The 19,106-nt window shown below is 66.3% G+C and carries 16 protein-coding genes; 8 read left to right on the forward strand and 8 right to left on the reverse strand.

The window, feature by feature from the left end; translation table 11 throughout:
- Positions 1-18 precede the first annotated feature (18 nt).
- Genes GYH34_RS11115 through GYH34_RS11140 form a run of 6 tightly spaced genes read left to right on the forward strand, consistent with a single transcriptional unit; the run spans position 19 to position 5,661 of the window.
- Positions 19-924 carry a Ku protein gene (locus tag GYH34_RS11115; protein WP_161913635.1) on the forward strand — a complete coding sequence of 302 codons (906 nt, stop codon included), beginning with the start codon at positions 19-21 and terminating at the stop codon, positions 922-924.
- 18 nt (positions 925-942) lie between these two features.
- Entirely contained in the window at positions 943-2,694 is a 1,752-nt protein-coding gene (ligD, locus tag GYH34_RS11120) for a non-homologous end-joining DNA ligase (protein ID WP_161913636.1), read from the forward strand.
- A complete protein-coding gene (ligD, locus tag GYH34_RS11125) occupies positions 2,691-3,581 on the forward strand; it encodes a non-homologous end-joining DNA ligase (RefSeq protein ID WP_161913637.1) in 891 nt (296 codons plus the stop codon). Before ligD (GYH34_RS11120) ends, ligD (GYH34_RS11125) begins: the two co-directional genes overlap by 4 nt.
- Positions 3,582-3,611: 30 nt before the next feature.
- On the forward strand, positions 3,612-4,877 hold the full coding sequence (locus tag GYH34_RS11130) for an MgtC/SapB family protein (protein WP_161913638.1): 1,266 nt from the start codon (positions 3,612-3,614) through the stop codon (positions 4,875-4,877).
- Between the two features lie 53 nt (positions 4,878-4,930).
- On the forward strand, positions 4,931-5,374 hold the full coding sequence (locus tag GYH34_RS11135; RefSeq protein ID WP_161913639.1) for a CBS domain-containing protein: 444 nt from the start codon (positions 4,931-4,933) through the stop codon (positions 5,372-5,374).
- A complete protein-coding gene (locus tag GYH34_RS11140; protein WP_161913640.1) occupies positions 5,350-5,661 on the forward strand; it encodes a DUF3175 domain-containing protein in 312 nt (103 codons plus the stop codon). Before GYH34_RS11135 ends, GYH34_RS11140 begins: the two co-directional genes overlap by 25 nt.
- Positions 5,662-5,673: 12 nt before the next feature.
- On the opposite strand, the gene GYH34_RS11145 is transcribed toward GYH34_RS11140, so the two are convergent.
- From GYH34_RS11145 to rpmG, 5 genes are all read right to left on the reverse strand, one after another.
- The gene (locus tag GYH34_RS11145; protein ID WP_161913641.1) at positions 5,674-6,108 is read right to left on the reverse strand and encodes an HIT family protein; all 435 of its coding nucleotides are present in this window, start codon (positions 6,106-6,108) and stop codon (positions 5,674-5,676) included.
- 118 nt (positions 6,109-6,226) lie between these two features.
- Positions 6,227-7,096 (reverse strand): prephenate dehydratase, encoded by an 870-nt coding sequence (locus tag GYH34_RS11150; RefSeq protein ID WP_161913642.1) that lies wholly within the window; start codon positions 7,094-7,096, stop codon positions 6,227-6,229.
- A complete protein-coding gene (locus GYH34_RS11155; RefSeq protein ID WP_161913643.1) occupies positions 7,093-7,839 on the reverse strand; it encodes a 3-deoxy-manno-octulosonate cytidylyltransferase in 747 nt (248 codons plus the stop codon). The genes GYH34_RS11150 and GYH34_RS11155 overlap by 4 nt, the downstream gene beginning before the upstream one ends.
- A complete protein-coding gene (locus GYH34_RS11160) occupies positions 7,836-8,243 on the reverse strand; it encodes a hypothetical protein (protein ID WP_161913644.1) in 408 nt (135 codons plus the stop codon). The genes GYH34_RS11155 and GYH34_RS11160 overlap by 4 nt, the downstream gene beginning before the upstream one ends.
- Positions 8,244-8,918: 675 nt before the next feature.
- Complete coding sequence (gene rpmG / locus GYH34_RS11165) at positions 8,919-9,086, reverse strand: 50S ribosomal protein L33 (RefSeq protein WP_003612885.1); 168 nt, start codon at positions 9,084-9,086, stop codon at positions 8,919-8,921.
- 197 nt (positions 9,087-9,283) lie between these two features.
- Here rpmG and GYH34_RS11170 point away from each other — a divergent pair, with 197 nt between their 5' ends.
- Positions 9,284-9,607, forward strand: a complete 324-nt coding sequence (locus GYH34_RS11170) for a hypothetical protein (RefSeq protein WP_161913645.1) — start codon at positions 9,284-9,286, stop codon at positions 9,605-9,607.
- On the opposite strand, the gene GYH34_RS11175 is transcribed toward GYH34_RS11170, so the two are convergent.
- Complete coding sequence (locus GYH34_RS11175; RefSeq protein WP_244635050.1) at positions 9,608-11,449, reverse strand: carbon-nitrogen hydrolase family protein; 1,842 nt, start codon at positions 11,447-11,449, stop codon at positions 9,608-9,610.
- 112 nt (positions 11,450-11,561) lie between these two features.
- Positions 11,562-13,868, reverse strand: a complete 2,307-nt coding sequence (gene rnr, locus GYH34_RS11180) for a ribonuclease R (RefSeq protein WP_161913646.1) — start codon at positions 13,866-13,868, stop codon at positions 11,562-11,564.
- 245 nt (positions 13,869-14,113) lie between these two features.
- Here rnr and GYH34_RS11185 point away from each other — a divergent pair, with 245 nt between their 5' ends.
- On the forward strand, positions 14,114-15,949 hold the full coding sequence (locus tag GYH34_RS11185) for a pilus assembly protein (RefSeq protein WP_161913647.1): 1,836 nt from the start codon (positions 14,114-14,116) through the stop codon (positions 15,947-15,949).
- Between the two features lie 38 nt (positions 15,950-15,987).
- Here the strand turns inward: GYH34_RS11185 and topA are convergent, their stop codons facing one another.
- Positions 15,988-18,918, reverse strand: a complete 2,931-nt coding sequence (gene topA, locus GYH34_RS11190) for a type I DNA topoisomerase (protein WP_161913648.1) — start codon at positions 18,916-18,918, stop codon at positions 15,988-15,990.
- Positions 18,919-19,106 lie beyond the last annotated feature (188 nt).

A 19,106-nucleotide genomic window follows, 5' to 3' on the forward strand; every position in this document is an offset into this window, starting at 1 on the left:
AGCAAAGGGTCCGACCTCATGGCTCCACGCGCGCGCGCTTATTGGCAAGGCTATCTGCGGCTTTCGCTCGTCTCCATCGGCGTCGAGCTCTATGCGGCGACGTCGAGCGCCCAGGCGACGACGCTGCATCAGATCCATAAGCCATCGGGCAAGCGCGTGCGCTACGAGAAGGTCGTGCCCGGCGTTGGCCCAATTGACTCGGCCGATATCGTCAAAGGCTTCGAGATCGGCGACGATTCCTATGTCGTGCTGGAGCCGGACGAGCTGGACGAGATCAAGCTCGACAGCGGCAAGGCCATCGAGCTGGTGCAATTCGTCGGGCGCGAGGAGATCGATCCGCGCTATTTCGATCGGCCCTATTATCTCGCGCCGGAAGGCGACGTCTCGACCGAAGGCTATGCGGTGATCCGCGAGGCGCTGCGCCGCGCCGGCAAGATCGGCATCGGCCGGCTTACCATGCGCGGGCGCGAGAGCATCGTCGCGGTGACGCCGCTCGGCAAGGGTCTGCTCGTCGAGACCTTGCGCTACGCCAATGAGCTGCGCGCCTACGAGCCCTATTTCGCCGAGATCGGCGAAGGCGAGAGCGACGCCGAGATGGTGGCGTTGGCGACCGAGCTGATCGAGCGCAAGAGCGCGCCTTTCGACCCGAAAGCGTTCAAGGATTCCTACGCCGAGGCGCTGCGCGATCTCGTCGAGCGCAAGCGCGAAGGACAGGCGATCGTCACCACGGGCGAGGAGGAGCGTCGTGGTCCCGGCAAGGTGATCGATCTCATCGAGGCGCTGAAGCGCAGCGTCGGCGAGAGCGCGACGCAACCCGCACATGGCAAGGCGCGCGCCGCCGCGCCGACGAAAAAGGCGAGCGCGGCGAAGACGGCGTCGGCCAAGGCGGCGGCGAAGACAGGGCCGGTCAAGAAACGCGCGTGACCGCGAGAGGAGCGCAAATTGGGTCCATCCGCGCGCGCGTCATCGGCTCATCGCGCTTCTCCCCGCGAGCGGCCGCTCGCAGCAAAGGACGAGCGGCTCGCCGCCTATCGCGCCAAGCGCGATTTTCACCGCACCGCCGAGCCGGAAGGCGCCGCGCGGGCGCAAGGGCAGGGCGCCTATGTCGTGCAGAAGCATCGCGCGCGCCGGCTGCATTTCGATCTGCGCCTCGAGCTGGATGGCGTGCTGAAGAGCTGGGCCGTCACGCGCGGCCCCAGCCTCGACCCGAGCGAGAACCGTCTCGCCGTGCGCACGGAGGATCATCCGCTCGATTATGGGAGCTTCGAGGGAACGATTCCCAAAGGCGAATATGGCGGCGGCGAGGTGATGCTGTGGGATCGCGGCCGCTGGACGCCGAAGGGCGATCCGCAAAGCGGCTTTGACGACGGACGTCTCGAGTTCACGCTGGAAGGCGAGCGGCTGAAAGGCGGCTTCGCGCTGGTGCGCATGCCGCCCCGGGCGAAAGAGCCCAAAGAAAATTGGCTGCTCGTCAAAATGAAGGATGGGCAGGCCGACGCCGATCTCGATCCGGCGCGCGAATGGACGCGCAGCGTCGCGACAGGCCGCAATTTCGAGGAGATCGCCGATGGCGAAACCCACGCGCCGCGCCTGCCGAAATTCCGCGCGCCGCAGCTCGCGACGCAGGCCGCCGAGCCGCCCGCCGGCGAGGACTGGCTGCATGAGATCAAATTCGACGGCTATCGCGCGCTCGTCGCGACGGCGGGCGGCAAGTGCCGCGTCTACACGCGCTCCGGCCTAGATTGGACCACGAAATTCCCCGGCATAGCGGAAGCCGCCGCGCAATTGCCGATGAAAAGCGCGCTCATCGATGGCGAAATCGTCGCGCTGGAGGAGAGCGGCCGCAGCGATTTCGGCCTGCTGCAGAAGATGCTGGAGAAGCGCCCGCGCGCGCTCGTCTTCTACGCCTTCGATCTCCTGGAGCTCGATGGCGAGGATGTTTCCAATGCGCCATTGCTCGAACGCAAGAATCGTCTCGCGGCGCTGCTCGCCGAGCCGCCGGCGGCGATACGCTACAGCGGCCATGTGATCGGCGCCGGCGCGCGTTTTCTCGCGGAATGCCGACGCATGGGGCTCGAAGGCGTCGTCTCCAAGCGCGTCGATCGCCCCTATCTCTCGCGGCGCACGCGCGCTTGGATAAAGGTCAAATGCCTCGGCCGCGACGAGTTCGTCGTCGGCGGCTATCGTCCTTCGTCGAAGAAGGGCCGCGACTTCGCCTCTCTGCTGCTCGGCGAATTCGTCGATGGCGAATTGCGCTATCGCGGCCGCGTCGGCGCCGGCTTTTCCGATCGCGCTCTCGCGCAGATCGGCGCCGCTCTGCGCGCGCATGCGCGCAAGACCTCGCCTTTCGCCGCCGTTCCGGCGGAAATCGCGCGTCATGCGCGCTATGTGGCGCCGCGGCTCGTCGTCGAGATCGATTATACGGAGCGCACCAAGGAGGGAGTGCTGCGTCATCCGACCTTCATCGGCCTGCGCGAGGACAAGCCGGCGAGTGAGGTGAGTTCTCCAATGTCCTGCAATCCTCGCCCTCATGCTGAGGAGGTCGCGAAGCGACCGTCTCGAAGCACGAGGGCGAGATCCAGCAGCCAGCGCATGGAGGCTCCCTCATCCTTCGAGACGCGGCCTGCGGCCGCTCCTCAGGATGAGGGAGCCTCCATCCCATCGCCCCGCGAGCCGAAGCGAGGCCGGCGATGATCCGCCTCACCAACCCGGACAAGCCGCTCTATCCGGCGGCGCTTCATGTCACCAAGCAGAGGCTGGTCGATTATTGGCGCCGCGTCGCGCCTTTCGCTCTGCCGCATGTCGCCGGGCGGCCGCTGTCGCTGCTGCGCTGTCCCAATGGCGCGGCGCATGGCTGCTTCTTCCAGCGTCATCATCGGCGCGGCCTGCCCAAGGGCCTCATGGCCGCGCCTATCGTCGGGAGCGACGGCGAACGGGAGGAATTTCTCTTCCTCGACGATCTTTCCGGCCTCGAAGGCGCGGCGCAGATGGATGCGCTGGAGCTGCACATCTGGGGCGTGCGCTTCGATACGCTGGAGCGCCCCGATCGTCTCGTCTTCGATCTCGATCCCGATCCGTCCGTGTCCTTCGAGGAGGTGAAGCGCGCCGCGCGCGATTTCCGCGCTTTGCTGGAGGCGGCGGGGCTCGCGAGCTTCGCGCTGCTCACCGGCGGCAAGGGACTGCATGTCGTCGCGCCGCTGGATGACGCGCTCGACTGGCCGACCTTCACGGCTTTCGCCAGAGGCGTCGCCAGCCGTCTCGCCGCGGATGATCCGGCCCGCTTCACCGCAATGGCGACCAAGGCGCGGCGCCATGGCCGCATCTACATCGATTATCGGCGCAATGATCGCGGCGCGAGCGCTGTGGCGCCTTTCTCGCCGCGCGCGCGGGAGACGCCTTCCGTGGCGACGCCCGTCTCCTGGGACGAGCTCGGCCGCATAGAGCGCGCCGACTTCTATTGCCTCGACAAGGTCGAGCGCCGCCTCGCGGCGCTGCGCGCCGATCCTTGGGCGGGCTATTTCGAGCTGCGACAAGGCGTCTCGCCGGCGGCGCTGCGCATGTTCGCCGGAACGAGGCTATAGTTCTTCGCGTTTTTTTAAAAAGGCCGGCGCATGGAGACGACCGAATTGTTCCGCCGCCTGACGGTGGCGCTGGCGATCGGCCTCTTGATCGGCCTCGAGCGCGGCTGGCAGGCGCGCGAGGACGAGGAGGGCGAGCGCGCCGCGGGCTTTCGCACCCATGCGCTGGCCGCGCTGCTCGGCGCCGTCTGGGGCGCGATCTGCAATCAGACCGGCATAGGCGGCGCCGTCTCGCTCGGCCTCGCCTTCATGGCATTCGCCGGCGCGATCGTCCTGTTTCGCTATCGCGAGATCGTCCATGACGAGACCTTCGGCGCGACCACAGTGGTCGCCGCTATGCTGGCTTTCGCGCTCGGCGCTTTCGCCGTCGTCGGCGATGTCGAGGCCGCGGCCGCGGCGGGCGTCGTCACGGCGGGGCTGCTGGCGCTGAAATCGGCGAGCCATGGCTGGCTGCGGCGCCTCAGCTGGGTGGAACTGCGCTCCGGCCTGACGCTCGCCGCCATGACGGTCATTCTGCTGCCGCTGCTGCCGGACCGCGCCGTCGATCCGTGGAAGACGGTCAATCCGCATGAGATCTGGCTGCTGACCGTGCTGATAGCGGTCATCAGCTTCCTCGGCTATGTGGCGATGAAGGCGGCCGGCGGCGCTGGCGGCGTGGCGCTGACGGGAATAGCCGGCGGCCTCGTCTCCTCCACCGCGGCGACGATGACGTTGGCGCGCCTCTCGCGCGAGCAGAGCGAAGGCGCGCCGCTCTTCGCCGCGGGCGCTCTATTCGCCAACGCCACAATGGCGCTGCGCGTGCTCGCCGTCGTCGCGCTGATCGACATCGAGCTCCTCGGCGTTCTCGCGGCGCCCTTCGCGGCAGGCGGCGCCGTCATGCTCGCCTTCGCGCTTTTGTTCATGCGCCGCGCGGTCGCCTCTTCGACCGATGTGAGCCATGCGTCGAAGAACCCTCTCGATCTCGGCGCGGTGCTCCAATTCGGCGCGCTGCTCACCGTGGTCGCGATCGTGGCGCGTCTCGCGACCCGAATGGCGGGCGAGGCGGGCGCGCTCGCGGTCGCGGCGATCTCCGGCGTCGTCGACGTCGACGCCATTACTCTATCGATGGCGCGGCTCGATCGCGCGACGGTCTCGCTCGATGCGGCCGCGGCGTCGATCGGCCTCGCCGTCGCCGTCAACACGCTCTCCAAGGCGGCGCTGACATGGTGGATCGGCGGCGCCGGCCTCGGCTTTCGCGTCACGGCCGCTTCCGCGCTCGCGCTCGCCTGCGCCCTCGCAGTCGCGTTGCTCGCGCGCTGAGCGCGGAACCTTCGCCGGCCCCGCAAGTTTCCAGGGAAACACGGAGTCGAACCATGAAGATCAAGGACATCATGACCCGCGAGGTCTGTCTCGTCGAGCCCGATCAGACGATCTGCGACGCGGCCAAACGCATGGCCGATCTCGACATCGGCCTGTTGCCGGTCGGCGAGCACGATCGTCTCGTCGGCATGATCAGCGATCGCGACATCGCCTTGCGCGCCATCGCGGCCGGCAAGGGCGCGGAGACGAAGATTCGTGACGCCATGACCAGAGACGTTCGCTATTGCTATGAGGATCACGACGTCGAGGACGTCGCGCAGAACATGGCGGAGCAGCAGCTGCGTCGGCTGCCCGTGCTGGATCGCGGCAAGCGGCTCGTCGGCATCGTCTCGCTCGCCGATCTCGCCATGGATCGTGACGCCGGCCTCAGCGGCGCGACATTGCGCGGCGTCTCCCAGCCCGGCGGCCAGCATTGCCAGAGCGCACGCGCCGCCTGAGCGGCGAGAAAAGCAAACCCGCCTATTGGTCGGCCGAGGTCGGGCGCAAGAGCAATGCGCTGGACCTCGAGCCGGATGTCTTCACGCTGGACGATTCCCGCGCCATAGCGCGCTCGCTGAAGCGCTCGGCGGAAAAGAGCGCGCGCCGCAAGAGCGCGCCATTCCGCTCCGCAATGTCCATGCTCACCTTCTACATCAATCGCGCCGGCCGCGGCCTGCCAGCGGAACGCCGCCGCATTTTGGAGAGGGCCAAGACAGAGCTACGGAAAATATTCGGGCGCGCTTGAAGCGCGCGACGGTCAGCCTGGAAACGGGCCCAGCGCGGCTCTGATCTTCTCTGCCTGCGCCTTCAGCTTCTCGCCATCGGCCATGGTCCCCGGCGGCCGCAGCGCGACGCCTTCGAAGCGCGGCAGAATATGGAAATGCAGGTGGAAGATCACCTGTCCGCCGGCGCTCTCGTTGAACTGCTGCAAGGTGAGGCCATCGGCGCCGAAGGCGTCCTTGGCCGCCTTGGCGACATGCTGCACGCGGGGAATGAGCGCCGCGAGCGCGGCCGGGTCGATGTCCAAGAGATTGCGCGCGGGAACCTTGGGGATCACCAGCACATGGCCTTCGGCGCGCGGCATGATGTCCATGATCGCGAGCGCAACATCATCCTCGTAGACCTTATGCGCCGGAATTTCCCCGCGCAGGATTTTGGCGAACACATTGTCATTGTCATAGGCTGCGGCCATGGGGCTTCTCCCGTCTGAAATGTCCTGCTGTCCTACGGTTTCCACGATGATAGAGGCGGCGCGATCACTCCCTCTCCCCGTGAACGGCGAGAAGGAAGGCGGCGAGCATTGCGCGTCGCTAATCGCCATACTCGAATGGACGCTTGTTCTCGAGGCGGAACCGATGCGCCGGATAGACGCCGATGATCTCCAGCTCCTTGGAGAAGAAGCGCAGCTCGTCGAGCGCGCGGGCGAGCGGCGGCTCCTCGGGATGGCCGTCGACATCGGCGAGGAAGCGCGTCGCCGCGAATTCGCCGTCGACCATATAGCTCTCGAGCTTGGTCATGTTCACGCCATTGGTGGCGAAGCCGCCGAGCGCCTTGTAGAGCGCGGCGGGAACATTGCGCACGCGGAAGACGAAGCTCGTCATCGTCGGGCCATTGCCCGGAGCCGCCCATTTCGATGTCTTCGACAAAATGACGAAGCGCGTCGTGTTATGCGCGGCGTCCTCGACATTCTCGGCGAGAATGTCGAGACCATATATGTCGGCGGCGAGGCGCGGCGCGAGAGCGGCTTTGCTCTTGTCCTTCCACTCCGCGACCTCGCGCGCGGCGCCGGCGGTGTCGCCCGCCGTATGGGCGGTGAGGCCGAGCTCGCGAATTATCCTGCGGCACTGGCCGAGCGCATGCACATGGCTGTAGACGCCGCGCAACGTCTCGCGTGTCGCGCCGCGCGGCGCCATCAGCTGAAAATGGATCGGCAGAAAATATTCGCCGATGATGTAGAGCCCGGCGTTGGGCAGGAAATGATGGATATCCGCCACACGGCCGGCGATCGAATTCTCGATCGGGATCATGCCCAGCGCCGCGACGCCTTCGGTCACTGCCGCGAAAGCATCCTCGAAGCTGGCGCAGGGCAGGGGCTCGCAATCGGGATAGGCGTCCCGGCAGGCGATGTCGGAATTGGCGCCGGGCTCGCCCTGATAGGCGATTTTCGGCCGCTCGCTCATCGACGGCTCCGTTCGTCTTTGTCCTGCGCCTCGCGCAGTCGTTGCAGATCGGCGCTGGTATCCACCCCACGGGCGGCTTTGTCCAGGATCATGGCGTCGATGCGCATGCCGGCCTCGAGCGCCCTCAGCTGCTCCAGCCGCTCGCGCAGCTCGAGCGGGGACGGCGGCAAAGCGATGAAGCGCGCCAGCGCCGCCCGGCGAAAAGCGTAGACGCCGATATGATGATAGTCCGGCCCCTCGCCATGCGGCGCCGGGGCGCGGGTGAAATAGAGCGCGCGCATCCGCCGGGGCGCGATCTCGGCGCCGATCAGCTTGACGACATTGGAGTCGTCGCGCTCGCCAGCCGCGGCCGGGGCCGCGAGCGTGGCGATATCGACCGAAGGCTCCGCCAGCGGCTCCAGCGCGGCCGCCAGCGCCGCCGGATCAATGTCCGGCTGGTCGCCCTGCAGATTGACGATGACGTCATGCGCGCCTTCGGGGTCGAGCGTCGGGAGCGCCTCGCCTATGCGGTCGCTGCCGCAGGCGTGGTCGTCGCGCGTAACGGCCACGCGCCCGCCGGCCGCCGAGATGACGCGCGCGATCTCGTCCGAATCCGTCGCCACCGCGACCGGGCCGATGGCGGCGGCGAGCGCCTTCTCCAGGACATGGAGGATCATCGGTCGGCCGGCGATAGGCGCCAGCGCCTTGCCCGGCAGGCGCGAGGAGCCCATCCGGGCGGGAATCACGACGAGCGGGCGGCTCAATAAGCGTTCTGGTCTTCGCCGACCCAGCCCTTGTCGGATCGCACGAAATGGAGCGTGCCCTCGGCCTTCAGCACCTCGCCCTTCTGGAAGCTCTGGCTCGCCGCCAGGCCGAGATAGGCGCAGCGGCCGCGCGCGCGCTCGTTCGAGCAATCGGCCTCATAGGCCTCCGGGAACTGCACCTCGGCCTCATAGAGGAATTCATAAGCCTCGGCGCTCGGCGTCTTCAACGCGCGGCCGTCGATTTTCTTGAAGGAGATCAGCTTGCCGTTGACGCCCTGCTTGGAGAGCAGATTGCGCAGCACCTTGGCGCCGACGGCGTCATTGGGCTCGCGGCCGCCGCTGCAAGCGGCCAGCGCCAGCGCCGCCGCGCCGGCGAGCGCCAATCCGAGACCTCGAAACTTCATCGATTTTCCTCCCGCGCCGCTGACGGCGCTTCTGCTTGGCGGCGGATGGCGCATCCATTCCGACGGCCCCCGGCCGGGTGGGTTTGCCACAAAGCTCGATCCCGAGCAAAGGCGTCGTGGGAGGCGGCGCTGGCCAAGCGCGGGGTGGTGTCGGGGCTATTTCGTAATAGGCTGTTTTTATGGGCGTATTTTGAAACTTGTAGAAAATTTTGCCAGATGGTTGCATTTTTATGCAGCTGAGCTAACCTCAGCCATGCCAAAACGTGGTGCGCGTCAGGCAGCGTCGGGGTAAGAAGAATAAAGAACCCAAGGCGTGCTTTTGCGTTGGATGCGTATCGGCAGACAACTTCGAATACCCTGCGGAGTGCTCAGGTCCGCCGCATCTCCTGGGTCCGTGGGGTTGGCCGGCTGGCGTTGGTTGGAGTGGCCTCCTTAAAGCCAGCGCCAGCCGCCCGCCTTCGTTTCGGGGGAAACGAAGGCGGCCGCAGCCGGCAGGCGTGACGATCGAGGAATAATCTTCTCTCCGCCTGAAACGAAACGAGCCCGGAACGGAGAAATCCGTTTCCGGGCTCGTTTCGTTTCGGAAGCGTCCGAAAGTTCCGGGCGTCTTCGAGCTTCAAAGCCGCGTCGGCGGTCTCGCCCGGCGGCGGAAGAGGCGGGCTGGCCCGCCTCGCCTCACTTGATCTTGGTTTCCTTGAACTCGACATGCTTGCGCACGACGGGATCGTATTTCTTGAACACGAGCTTCTCGGTCTTGGTGCGGGCGTTCTTCTTCGTCACATAAAAGGTGCCCGTGTCGGCCGTCGACAGAAGCTTGATCTTGATCATGGCGGATTTGGCCATTGCCGTCAGTCCTGAACTTGTGAGGGGACACTCTCGCTCCGGTCCCGATCCTCACGAACCCGGCGGCGAATTGGCCGGCACCATAAGGACGCAGGCGCCATTGTCAAGGCGGGCGGCGGCGCACGATCTCGCCAAATTCACTCACTATGGGGCATTTCGGTTCATATTTGGCGATAGTTTCGGCGTCGGAGACGCAAATGCCCGATATTTCGATTTCGACCGAAGCGCTGGACAAGCTCTTCCGAACCTTCGACGCGCTGGTCGGGGTCGGGCGCGCCGAGTCCGGCGGCGCCATTCCCGCCCTTCTTTGGGCGAGTCGCTGCTATTCGACGACGGCCGCTGGCGAGACCATCGAGCATGGCGCGGGATTCCATATGCATTGCGCCGAGTCGGATGATGATCGGATGGTGTTCGTCGAAACCGTGCGGGGACGTGTCGGCGTCGGTCCGGTGCGCTTGTTCGGACAGGGCGTCCATCACATTTTCTTCATCGATGGGCGCTTCGGATGGCTTTCGGAATAATCACCGCCCCGGACAGCCGCCGCCCGCGCGCCAGCGTCTCAGGCAGGCGCTATCCTGCCGCTGCGTGAGCGGGACGAACCATTGCGCCTGCTGGCCGGCGATCAGCTGGCTCTGATCGATCCAGGTTCCGACCGCCGGAATCTCCGTCTGATGGCGCACGTCCGCAGCGCCCGGCGCGGCGGTGAGCGTCGGTGTGGAGACGACGGGCTCCGGCCCATAGATTCCGGCCGCAGTGGCGCCGCCGGCGTGGCGGCCGCCGCTCACCAGCCACAGCTGATTCTGCTTGGCGGCGGCATAGGGGAAGAAATCCGCGCGGCCGGTCGGCGGATCGGCCACGCTGAACAGCGCCGGATCGATCTCGACCTTCAGCGGGGAGGGCGCGCCGGCGGGGGCGGCGAGAATATCGGCCCGCTGGACGGCGTAGAGCGCGCCCAGCTCCGGCGTCGCCAGCTCCTCCGCCGTGGCGAGGCCGATGCGGCCGAGCGGGGTCTCTATGACGGCGATCTCGTCGCCCGGCGTCGCCCAGCTGCGCGCCGCGTCAGGATGAGTCGCGCGATAGCGGCCGAGAATCGCCCCCTCCGGCCCGGCCAGAGCGACCGTATGAAAGACGCGCGCGCCGGCCCGCTCGGGATAGCTGCCGGCCACAAAGGCTCTATGGGCGCGGGCGAGGGCGCCGAGAGCGCGCTCGAAAGGGCCGTCTCGTTCTTCGGCGCGGGATTTTATCTCCGCGGGCGCGAGACCCGAGGGGAGAGCGGACAGCTCGGGAAGCACCGTCAGCGCGCCTTTCGGCGGCTTGGTCCGCTCCATCAGCGATGGTCCCTCCGGCCATTGCGCCGCGACCAGCGCCGCCTTGCGCCGCGTCTCGGCGGCGTTGGCGTCGACAGGGCTGCGATGCAGCGCGAGCCAGGGCGTGTAGAGTTCCGGCCGTCGCAGAGCGAGCCGCTCGGCGCGCGGCGCGTCGGCGTCGGCGGGCGTGATCTCCGTTGCGTAGACGCCGTGAAGCCCGGGCAGCAGCTCTTGCGGCGGAACAACGGGCGCTTGCGCGAGCTTATGGCCTTGCGGCGACCAAATGCTGGAGCCGCCATTGTAATAGAGCTGGCCGCCGGTGATCGGATTGGTCTCGACGCCGCTGCGCGTCGCGCCGATGACGAAGACGCCATTCTGCGCGCTCATATATTGGACGTTGGCGACCGTCGAGTGATCGCCCTTCGATTGCGCGGCGGGCGTTCCCGGCGTCACGCGATCCGAGACGGACTGCCAGGCGATGATCTGCGCGCCGCGCAACGCCGCGAGCCGCGCATATTGCCAATAGGTGTCGTCATAGCAGATCAGCAGCGCGATGCGGCCGATCGGCGTGTCGAAGACCGGAACGCCCGTATCGCCGGGCGCGAAGACTTTCTGATCCTGCGGATTGAGGCCGTTCTTGCGATATTTGCCGATTATGCCCTTCGGCCCCAGCAGCACGGCGGTATTATAGGCGAGGCCGGTCTCGACGTCGCGCTCGGCTATGCCGACGCTCATATGCAATCCCGTCCTCGCCAGCACGGGAAGCAGCGCTTTCGTCGTGTCGCCAGGGATGGTGTCGAGATAGGGCGCGATCTGCGAGGGATCGCTGAACAAATAGCCGCTGACCGCGGTCTCGGGAAAAACCGCGAAGCCGACGCCCTGGCGCGCGACCTCCTCGGCCGCATCGGCGAGACGACGTATGTTGGCGTCGAGCGAGCCCCAGGCGGGAATGAAATCCACCGCGGCGACTTTTATGGAATGCGCGGGCGTCTGCGCGGCGAGATTTCCCGCGCAGAAGACGGCGAATAGAACAGCGACCAGCCTCTTCCACCTCATGCGCATCTCCGCGGATGCGAACCGGCCGCGGCGGCTGGTCCTGCGCATGAGATATCGGGCGCTATCGGCTCACGACCGCGCTCGAGACGAAACTTTCGTCACTGCGCCGCCGTCATTTGCGGCGCTTCTGCTTCGCACGCTCGACGCGGCCGCGGCCAGAGAGCCTTCCGCTCTTCATCGGCGCTCCGCGCCGCGAGCCGCTGGCCACCTCGAAGCGCAGAGCGCCGGCGATCGGCGTCGCCTCGACGAGCCGCGCCTCGATGATGTCGCCGAGGCGAAAGCTCTCGCCGGAGCCGCTGGTCAGCGCATGGCCGGCCTCGTCATAGCGGAAATATTCGCGCCCCAGCGTCGCCGCGGGAATAAATCCATCCGCGCCCGTGTCGAGCAGCCGCACGAACAGGCCGGCGCGCGTCACGCCGGAGATGCGCGCGGGAAAACGCGCGCCGATCTGCTCGGCGAGATGGGCGGCGATCAGCCGATCTATGGTCTCGCGTTCCGCCGCCATGGCGCGCCGCTCCGCGCCGGAGATGCGCGCGGCGATCTCCGCCAACTCGCCAGCGGAGATTTCGGGCATGGCGCCGGGGCCAAAGCCCAGCGCGCGAATGAGCGCGCGATGGACGACGAGATCGGCATAGCGGCGAATGGGCGAGGTGAAATGCGCGTAGCGGCGCAGATTGAGGCCGAAATGGCCGTAATTCTCATGCGTATATTCTGCCTGCGCCTGCGTGCGCAGAATGATCTCATTGACGATATTCTCGTGCTCCTTGCCGCGCACGCGCGCCAGGATGACGTTGAAATGCGACGGCCGCAGCACCTGGCCCTTGGCGAGCTTCACGCCGATCGTCGCGAGAAATTCCGAGAGCGCCGCCACCTTCTCGCGCGAGGGCTCGTCATGGGCGCGATAGATGAGCTGCTGCCGGTTTTCCTCGAGCACTTCCGCCGCCGCAACATTGGCGAGGATCATGAACTCCTCGATCAAGCGGTGCGTCGAGAGGCGCGGCGGCACGACGATTCGATCGACCGTGCCGTCCGCCTTCAGCAGGATCTTGCGCTCGGGCAGCTCCAGCTCCAGCGGGGCGCGCAATTCGCGCGCCTGATCCGCCGACTTATAGGCGCGAAACAGCGGCTCCAGCACGCGTTCCATCAGCGGCGCGCAAACCTCGTCCGGGCGGCCGTCGAGCGCCTCCTGCGCCTGCGCATAATTGAGCTTGGCCTTGGAGCGCATCATCACGCGATGAAACGTGTGGCCGAGCTTATGGCCTTTCTCGCTGATGCGCATGCGCACGGCGAGCGCCGGCCGATCCTCGTTCGGCTTCAGCGAGCAGAGGTCGTTGGAGATGCGCTCGGGCAGCATGGGCACGACGCGATCCGGGAAATAGACCGAATTGCCGCGCTCCAGCGCATCCTTGTCGAGCGCCGAATGCGGGCGGACATAGTAAGCGACATCGGCGATGGCGACGGTCACGATATGCCCGCCGGGATTGTCGGACGCGGTGTCCGGCTCGGCGAAGACGGCGTCGTCATGGTCCTTGGCGTCGGGCGGATCGATGGTGACGAGCGGCAGCTCGCGCCAATCTTCGCGATGCGCCTCGAGCCGCGCGGGCGGAGCGGCGGCGGCCTCGGCCACGGCCTCGGCGCGGAACTCGTCGGGAACGCCATGCACGCGTAGAGCGATCATGCTGATCGCCTTCTCGGTGGCGAGCGAGCCGAGCGTCTCGCGCACGCGGGCGCGCGGCGCGCCGAGCCGCGTCTTGCCGATGAGATCGACGGAGACGAGATCGCCGTCCTTGGCCTCGCCGCGATCCTCCGCCGCTATGACCATCTCGCGTCCGGCCTGCTTCTTCTCAACGGGCTCGATATGCGCCACGCCATTGGCGGCGACGCGCAGCACGCCGACAATGCGCGCCCGGGCCTTGGAGAGGAGCTTCACCACACGCCCGGCGTAGGGCGGATCATTCGGGCCGGCGTCGCGGTCCGGCTCGGCGCGCACCAGAGCGCGGTCGCCGACGCCGGGCAGCGGCTCGCCGGGCCTCGGCCGGCGCGGCGCGGAGATGCGGATGCGCGGCGGCGCGCCGAGCTCGTCGGAATCCCATTCGGCCGGCGCGGCGATCAGCTCGCCGTCGCGGTCGCGGCCCACTATGTCGGCCAGTACCACGGCGGGCAGTGCGCCCGGCTTGGCCAGCCTCTTGCCGCGCCGCTCCACCGCGCCCTCGGCTTCCAGCTCCGCCAATATTCGCTTCAGCCCGATTCGATCGGCGCCTTTGACGCCGAAAGCGCGCGCGATCTCGCGCTTGCCGATTTTTCCCGCATTGCCGGCGCGGCTCATCGCCTCGCGCTCGCGCGCGATGAAGGCGAGAATGTCCTCGCGAGAGGGAAGTGCGGCGGGAGGCGCGCCGAGGTCGCGGATTTTTTTCGTCAAAGTCGATCTCGAAGGCCGCTGAATTGTCCGGGCGGCCGGCACCGGCATGTCGTCATATACACGCCAATAGGCTCCGCGTCGCCGAAACCGCGTCGAGCGCCGCCGACTCTATTCGGCTAAGTTTACGCTTTCTCGAGGTTATCGAACGTCAATGACGATCATTCGGATCGGTTTAGAACCGGATGAGAAATTTGCCGTAAGCGTAGCTTCAATCTCTATTTCCACACCAACCTCGAGAGTTGCAAATGCGGCCAACAAGGACGTCGGGGCGGTCGGCTCTTTCCTTCGCGCGAGATCGGCGCGGCAATGTCGCCATCATTTTCGGACTGAGCTTCGTGCCCGTGGTCATGATGATCGGCGCCGGGATCGATTACGGCCGCATCGCCGCGGCGCGCGGCTCGCTGCAGCAGGCGGCGGACGCGGCCGTGCTCGCGGTCGCCAAGGGCATTGTCAGCTCCACCACCGACCAGCAGGCCCGCAGCCGGGCGCAGGTCTATCTCGCCACCAATTATCGCAATGCTACGGCGACGGTGACGTCGGCGACCATCGCCACCGATCGGCTGTCGCTCTGCATCTCGGCGCAGGCGCAGGTGTCGACCACCATCATGCATATTGCCGGGCAGGCCTCCATGTCGACGCAGGTGACGTCCTGCGCCGCGCTGCAAGGCGGCATCAGCCCGAACGACACTTACGAGATCTCGCTGGTGCTCGACAATTCCGGCTCGATGACCCGCAGCACCGGCGGCACGACGAAGATTCAAGCGCTGCAGTCGGCTGCGACGAGCTTTGTCGGCACCATGTTCACCAAAGCGCCCGGACGGGTGAAATTTTCGATCGCGCCTTTCGCCGGCGGCGTCGTCGCCGTCGATCCTACCGTCTCGACCAATCGCAGCCTCTCGTGGATCGACCTCGCCGGCGCTAATTCGCAGCATTGGATCGCCTTCAGCAATGGCGAGCTCACCAGCGACGGCAAGGTCGACGCCGTGAAGGCGAAGGCGGATGCGAATGCGGCTGGCTTCACCAATCGCTTCGACATTTTCGACAAGCTCAAGGCGCAGAATTCGAGCCTCGATTGGCGCGGCTGCTTCGAGGAGCCGACCTATCCCTACAATGTGCAGGATCTGACGATTTCCTCCGCCAACGCCGAAACGCTGTTCGTCCCCTATCTCGCGCCCGACGAGCCCGACAGCAGCAATAATTACGGCAACAGCTATCTCGACGACAATGACGCGATCTACTCCGGTTGGGGCGGCGGCGGATGGGGAGGAGGCTGGGGCGGCGGATGGGGCGGCTGGGGCGGCGGCGGAAGCTCGTCTTCTTCGGCCTGTAGCGACACGGCGAGCACGGAATGGGGCATGCTCACCCATATCTGCAAATATAAAACCGCCAACTCGATCAGCGGCTCCTTCGGTCCGACGAGTTTTTTCGGTCCGAACCAGTTCTGCCCCGACAATTCGACGCAGACGGTTCTGCAGCTCACCTCGACGCAGACGACGATCAACAGCAAGATCAGCCAGCTGACCGCCAACGGCAACACCAATCTCCATGCCGGCTTCATGTGGGGCTGGCGGACCATCTCGCCGGTCGGTCCTTTCGCTCAGGCGAAAGCCTATTCCGCCTCAGGCAATCACAAGGTCATCGTGTTCATGACGGATGGCTTCAACAATTGGGGCGTGCAAAAGCGCACGATTGTCGGCTCGGATTACGAGTCGCTCGGCTATTACACCTATAACGGAATCGCCAACGGCCGGCTTCCGGACGGCAGGAGCGGCGACGGCGTCAATTATCAATCGTCGCTGATGGCCGCGGCGGGAAGCTCCTCGAGCTATCTTTCGACCTCGCGCGGCGCCGAGGACGAACTGACCCTCGAGGCCTGCGCCAACGCCAAGGCGGCGGGCATAGAGATCTTCACCATCGGCTTCTCGATCCCGAGCGATCCGATCGACGATCAGGGCCTGACGCTGTTGAAGAATTGCGCGACCAACAAGGATCATTATTTCGCGGCGACCGACGCGGCGAGCCTCAACCTCGCCTTCTCGACGATCGGCACGGGGCTCGGCTCGCTGCGGCTGACGCAGTGAGATCGAGGCGGCCGCCTTTTCGGCCGGCCGCCTCTCGCTCACTTCCCCGAGGCGGCCTTTTTCGTGGGCTTCTTGGCCGGCGCCTTGGCGGCGGCCGCTTTTTTCGCCGGCTTCGAATCCTCGAAAGGAACCTCGTCGCTCTCTTCAATGTCCTTCTTGGCGGCGGCTTTTTTCGCCGGAGCCTTTTTCGCTGGAGCCTTGGAGGCGGGCGCTTTGGCCTTGGCGGCGGGGGCCTTTTTCGCCGGCGCCTTCTTGGCCTTGACCGGGCCGCCCTTCTCCTCGATCAGGCGGATCGCCTCTTCCAGCGTCACATCCTCCGGGCTCATATTCTTCGGCAGAGTGGCGTTGACCTTGCCGAGATTCACATAAGGCCCATAGCGGCCGTCGCGCAGCGTGATCGCGCCGCCCTGCGGATGCTCGCCGAGCACGCGGCCGCCGCCAGAGGGCGCGCCGCTCGCCTTGGCGGCCAGAAGATCGACCGCCTGCTGCACAGTCAGGCTGTCGGGATCGGTTCCCTTGGGCAGGGTGGCGTTGACCTTGCCCCAGTTCACATAGGGTCCGAAGCGCCCGCTCTTCACCGAGATCGCGCCGCCCTGCGGATGGTCGCCGAGCGCGCGGCCGGGGTCGGAGGCGCGGCCGAAGCGCGAGCCGCCGCCGCCGCTCTCCTTGGTGACGATGAGATCGATGGCGCGATTGCCGCCGATCGTCAGAATATCATCGTCGCGGCCGATATTGGCGTAGGTCTTCCCGTGTTGGACGTAAGGCCCGAAGCGGCCGATGCCGGCGACGATCGGCTCGCCGCTCTCTGGATGCTTGGCTACCTCGCGCGGCAGGGACAGCAGCCGGATCGCCTGCTCGAGGGTCAGCTCGTCGGATTTTATGCTCTTGGGGATGGAGGAGCGCTTGGGCTTCTCGCCCTCCTCGGTCGCCTCGCCCTCCTGCACATAGTCGCCGAAGCGGCCGCCGCGCAGAGTGATCTCGGCGCCGCTCTCCGGGTCCTGGCCCAGAACCTTCACGCCGGGACGCGCGCCTTCCGCCGCCTCGCCGGTCGGCGGCGAAAGCGTGCGGGTGAAGCGGCATTCGGGATAGTTGGAGCAGCCGATGAAGGCGCCATATTTGCCGAGCTTCAACGACAATTGGCCGGCGCTGCAGGCCGGGCAGGCGCGCGGATCGGAGCCGTCGGGCTTGGCAGGGAAAATATGCGGCCCCAAGAGATCATTGAGGCTGTCGAGCACCTGAGTGGTGCGCAGCTCTTTGGTGCCGTCGACCGCGCCGGAGAAGTCGGCCCAGAAATCGCGCAGCACCTCTTTCCAGTCGATCTCGTTGTTGGAGACCTTGTCGAGCTTCTCCTCGAGGCCGGCGGTGAAGTCGAACTCCACATAGCGGGTGAAGAAGCTCTCCAGAAAGGCCGTCACGATGCGGCCCTTGTCCTCGGGGACGAGGCGCTTCTTGTCGAGACGCACATAGTCGCGCTCGCGCAGCACGGCGAGCGTCGAGGCGTAGGTCGAGGGGCGGCCGATGCCGAGCTCCTCCATGCGCTTCACCAGCGTCGCCTCGGTGTAGCGCGGCGGCGGCTCGGTGAAATGCTGGCCGGCCTCGATCTTCTCGCGCGTCGCTGGCTCGCCGGGCTGCATCGCCGGCAGGCGGCCGCCGTCCTCGTCCTGATCGTCGTCGCGGCCTTCCTGATAGAGCTCGAGAAAGCCCGAGAAACGCACCACCTGGCCGGAGGCGCGCAGCTCGAGGCTCCGCTTGCCGACGAGGGCGTCGATATCGACCGTGGTGCGCTCCAGCTCGGCCGATTCCATCTGGCTGGCGATGGTGCGCGTCCAGATCAGCTCATAGAGCTTGGCCTGCTCCGGCTCCAAATGCTTGGCGACATGCTTGGGCAGACGCGAGAGGTCGGTCGGCCGGATCGCCTCATGCGCTTCCTGGGCGTTCTTGGCCTTTACCGTATATTTGCGCGGAACCTTCGGCACGAAGCGATCGCCATATTCTGAAGCGATCACATTGCGCGCAGAGGCGATGGCCTCCGGCGCCATATCGACGCCGTCGGTTCGCATATAGGTGATGAGGCCGGCGGTCTCGCCGCCTATGTCGACGCCCTCATAGAGGCGCTGCGCGATGCGCATGGTCTGCGCCGGCGCGAGGCCGAGCTTGCGCGAGGCCTCCTGCTGAAGAGTCGATGTGGTGAAGGGCGCGTAAGGGTGCCGCTTGACCGGCTTCGCCTCCACCGAGCGAATGGTGAAGGCGGCGGTCTCCAGCGCCTTTTTGAAGTCCTCGGCCTCCTGGCCGGAGCCGATGTCGAGGCGGGTGATCTTCTTGCCGTCGGCGCCCGAGAGGCGGGCGGTGAAGGGCTCGCCGGCCTTGGTTTTCAAATGCGCGACCAGCGACCAATATTCGCGGGTGACGAATTTCTCGATCTCCAGCTCGCGGTCGCAGACGAGGCGCAGCGCCACCGATTGCACGCGGCCTGCCGAGCGCGCGCCCGGCAATTTGCGCCACAGCACCGGGGAAAGGGTGAAGCCGACGAGATAATCCAGCGCCCGGCGGGCGAGATAGGCGTCGACCAGCGCCTGGTCGATCTCGCGCGGATGCGCCATAGCCTGCTTGATCGCGTCCTTGGTGACGGCGTTGAAGACGACGCGCTCGACGCGCTTGCCGCCGAGCGCCTTCTTCTTCTTCAATATGTCGAGCAAATGCCAGGAGATGGCCTCGCCCTCGCGATCGGGGTCGGTGGCCAGAATGACTGTGTCGGCGCTCTTCACGGCGTCCGCTATGGCGGAAATGCGCTTGGCCGATTTGGCGTCGCTCTCCCATTTCATCGCGAAATCTTCGGCCGGATCGACGGAGCCGTCCTTGGGAGGCAGGTCGCGCACATGGCCGTAGCAGGCGATCACATTGAAATCGCGGCCGAGATATTTGTTGATCGTCTGGGCCTTGGCGGCCGATTCGACGATGACGACATTCATCGAGCAGTCCTTCAGAAATCCGGTCGCGGGCGGCTCGCCGCTTGGCTTCGCCGGGGAGCCCGGCCCGCGTCGGGGCGCGAACATGGGCAAAAGGGGGGCGTCCTGTCAAATTGGGGCTGAGACGGCCATCCGGTTCTCCCTCTCGGCGCAGACGTGGGCTCCAGAATGCGGAAACGCACATTTTCGTC

Source organism: Methylosinus sp. C49 (assembly GCF_009936375.1).
Classification (GTDB): Bacteria; Pseudomonadota; Alphaproteobacteria; order Rhizobiales; family Beijerinckiaceae; genus Methylosinus.

Excerpts from the sequence above, each read along its gene's own strand:
- GYH34_RS11115 (WP_161913635.1), top strand. The coding sequence starts at position 19 with ATGGCTCCACGCGCGCGCGCTTATTGGCAAGGCTATCTGCGGCTTTCG.
- ligD (WP_161913637.1), top strand. The coding sequence starts at position 2,691 with ATGATCCGCCTCACCAACCCGGACAAGCCGCTCTATCCGGCGGCGCTT.
- GYH34_RS11130 (WP_161913638.1), top strand. The coding sequence starts at position 3,612 with ATGGAGACGACCGAATTGTTCCGCCGCCTGACGGTGGCGCTGGCGATC.
- GYH34_RS11135 (WP_161913639.1), top strand. The coding sequence starts at position 4,931 with ATGAAGATCAAGGACATCATGACCCGCGAGGTCTGTCTCGTCGAGCCC.
- GYH34_RS11145 (WP_161913641.1), bottom strand. The coding sequence starts at position 6,108 with ATGGCCGCAGCCTATGACAATGACAATGTGTTCGCCAAAATCCTGCGC.
- GYH34_RS11150 (WP_161913642.1), bottom strand. The coding sequence starts at position 7,096 with ATGAGCGAGCGGCCGAAAATCGCCTATCAGGGCGAGCCCGGCGCCAAT.
- GYH34_RS11160 (WP_161913644.1), bottom strand. The coding sequence starts at position 8,243 with ATGAAGTTTCGAGGTCTCGGATTGGCGCTCGCCGGCGCGGCGGCGCTG.
- rpmG (WP_003612885.1), bottom strand. The coding sequence starts at position 9,086 with ATGGCCAAATCCGCCATGATCAAGATCAAGCTTCTGTCGACGGCCGAC.
- GYH34_RS11170 (WP_161913645.1), top strand. The coding sequence starts at position 9,284 with ATGCCCGATATTTCGATTTCGACCGAAGCGCTGGACAAGCTCTTCCGA.
- GYH34_RS11175 (WP_244635050.1), bottom strand. The coding sequence starts at position 11,449 with ATGAGGTGGAAGAGGCTGGTCGCTGTTCTATTCGCCGTCTTCTGCGCG.
- GYH34_RS11185 (WP_161913647.1), top strand. The coding sequence starts at position 14,114 with ATGCGGCCAACAAGGACGTCGGGGCGGTCGGCTCTTTCCTTCGCGCGA.
- topA (WP_161913648.1), bottom strand. The coding sequence starts at position 18,918 with ATGAATGTCGTCATCGTCGAATCGGCCGCCAAGGCCCAGACGATCAAC.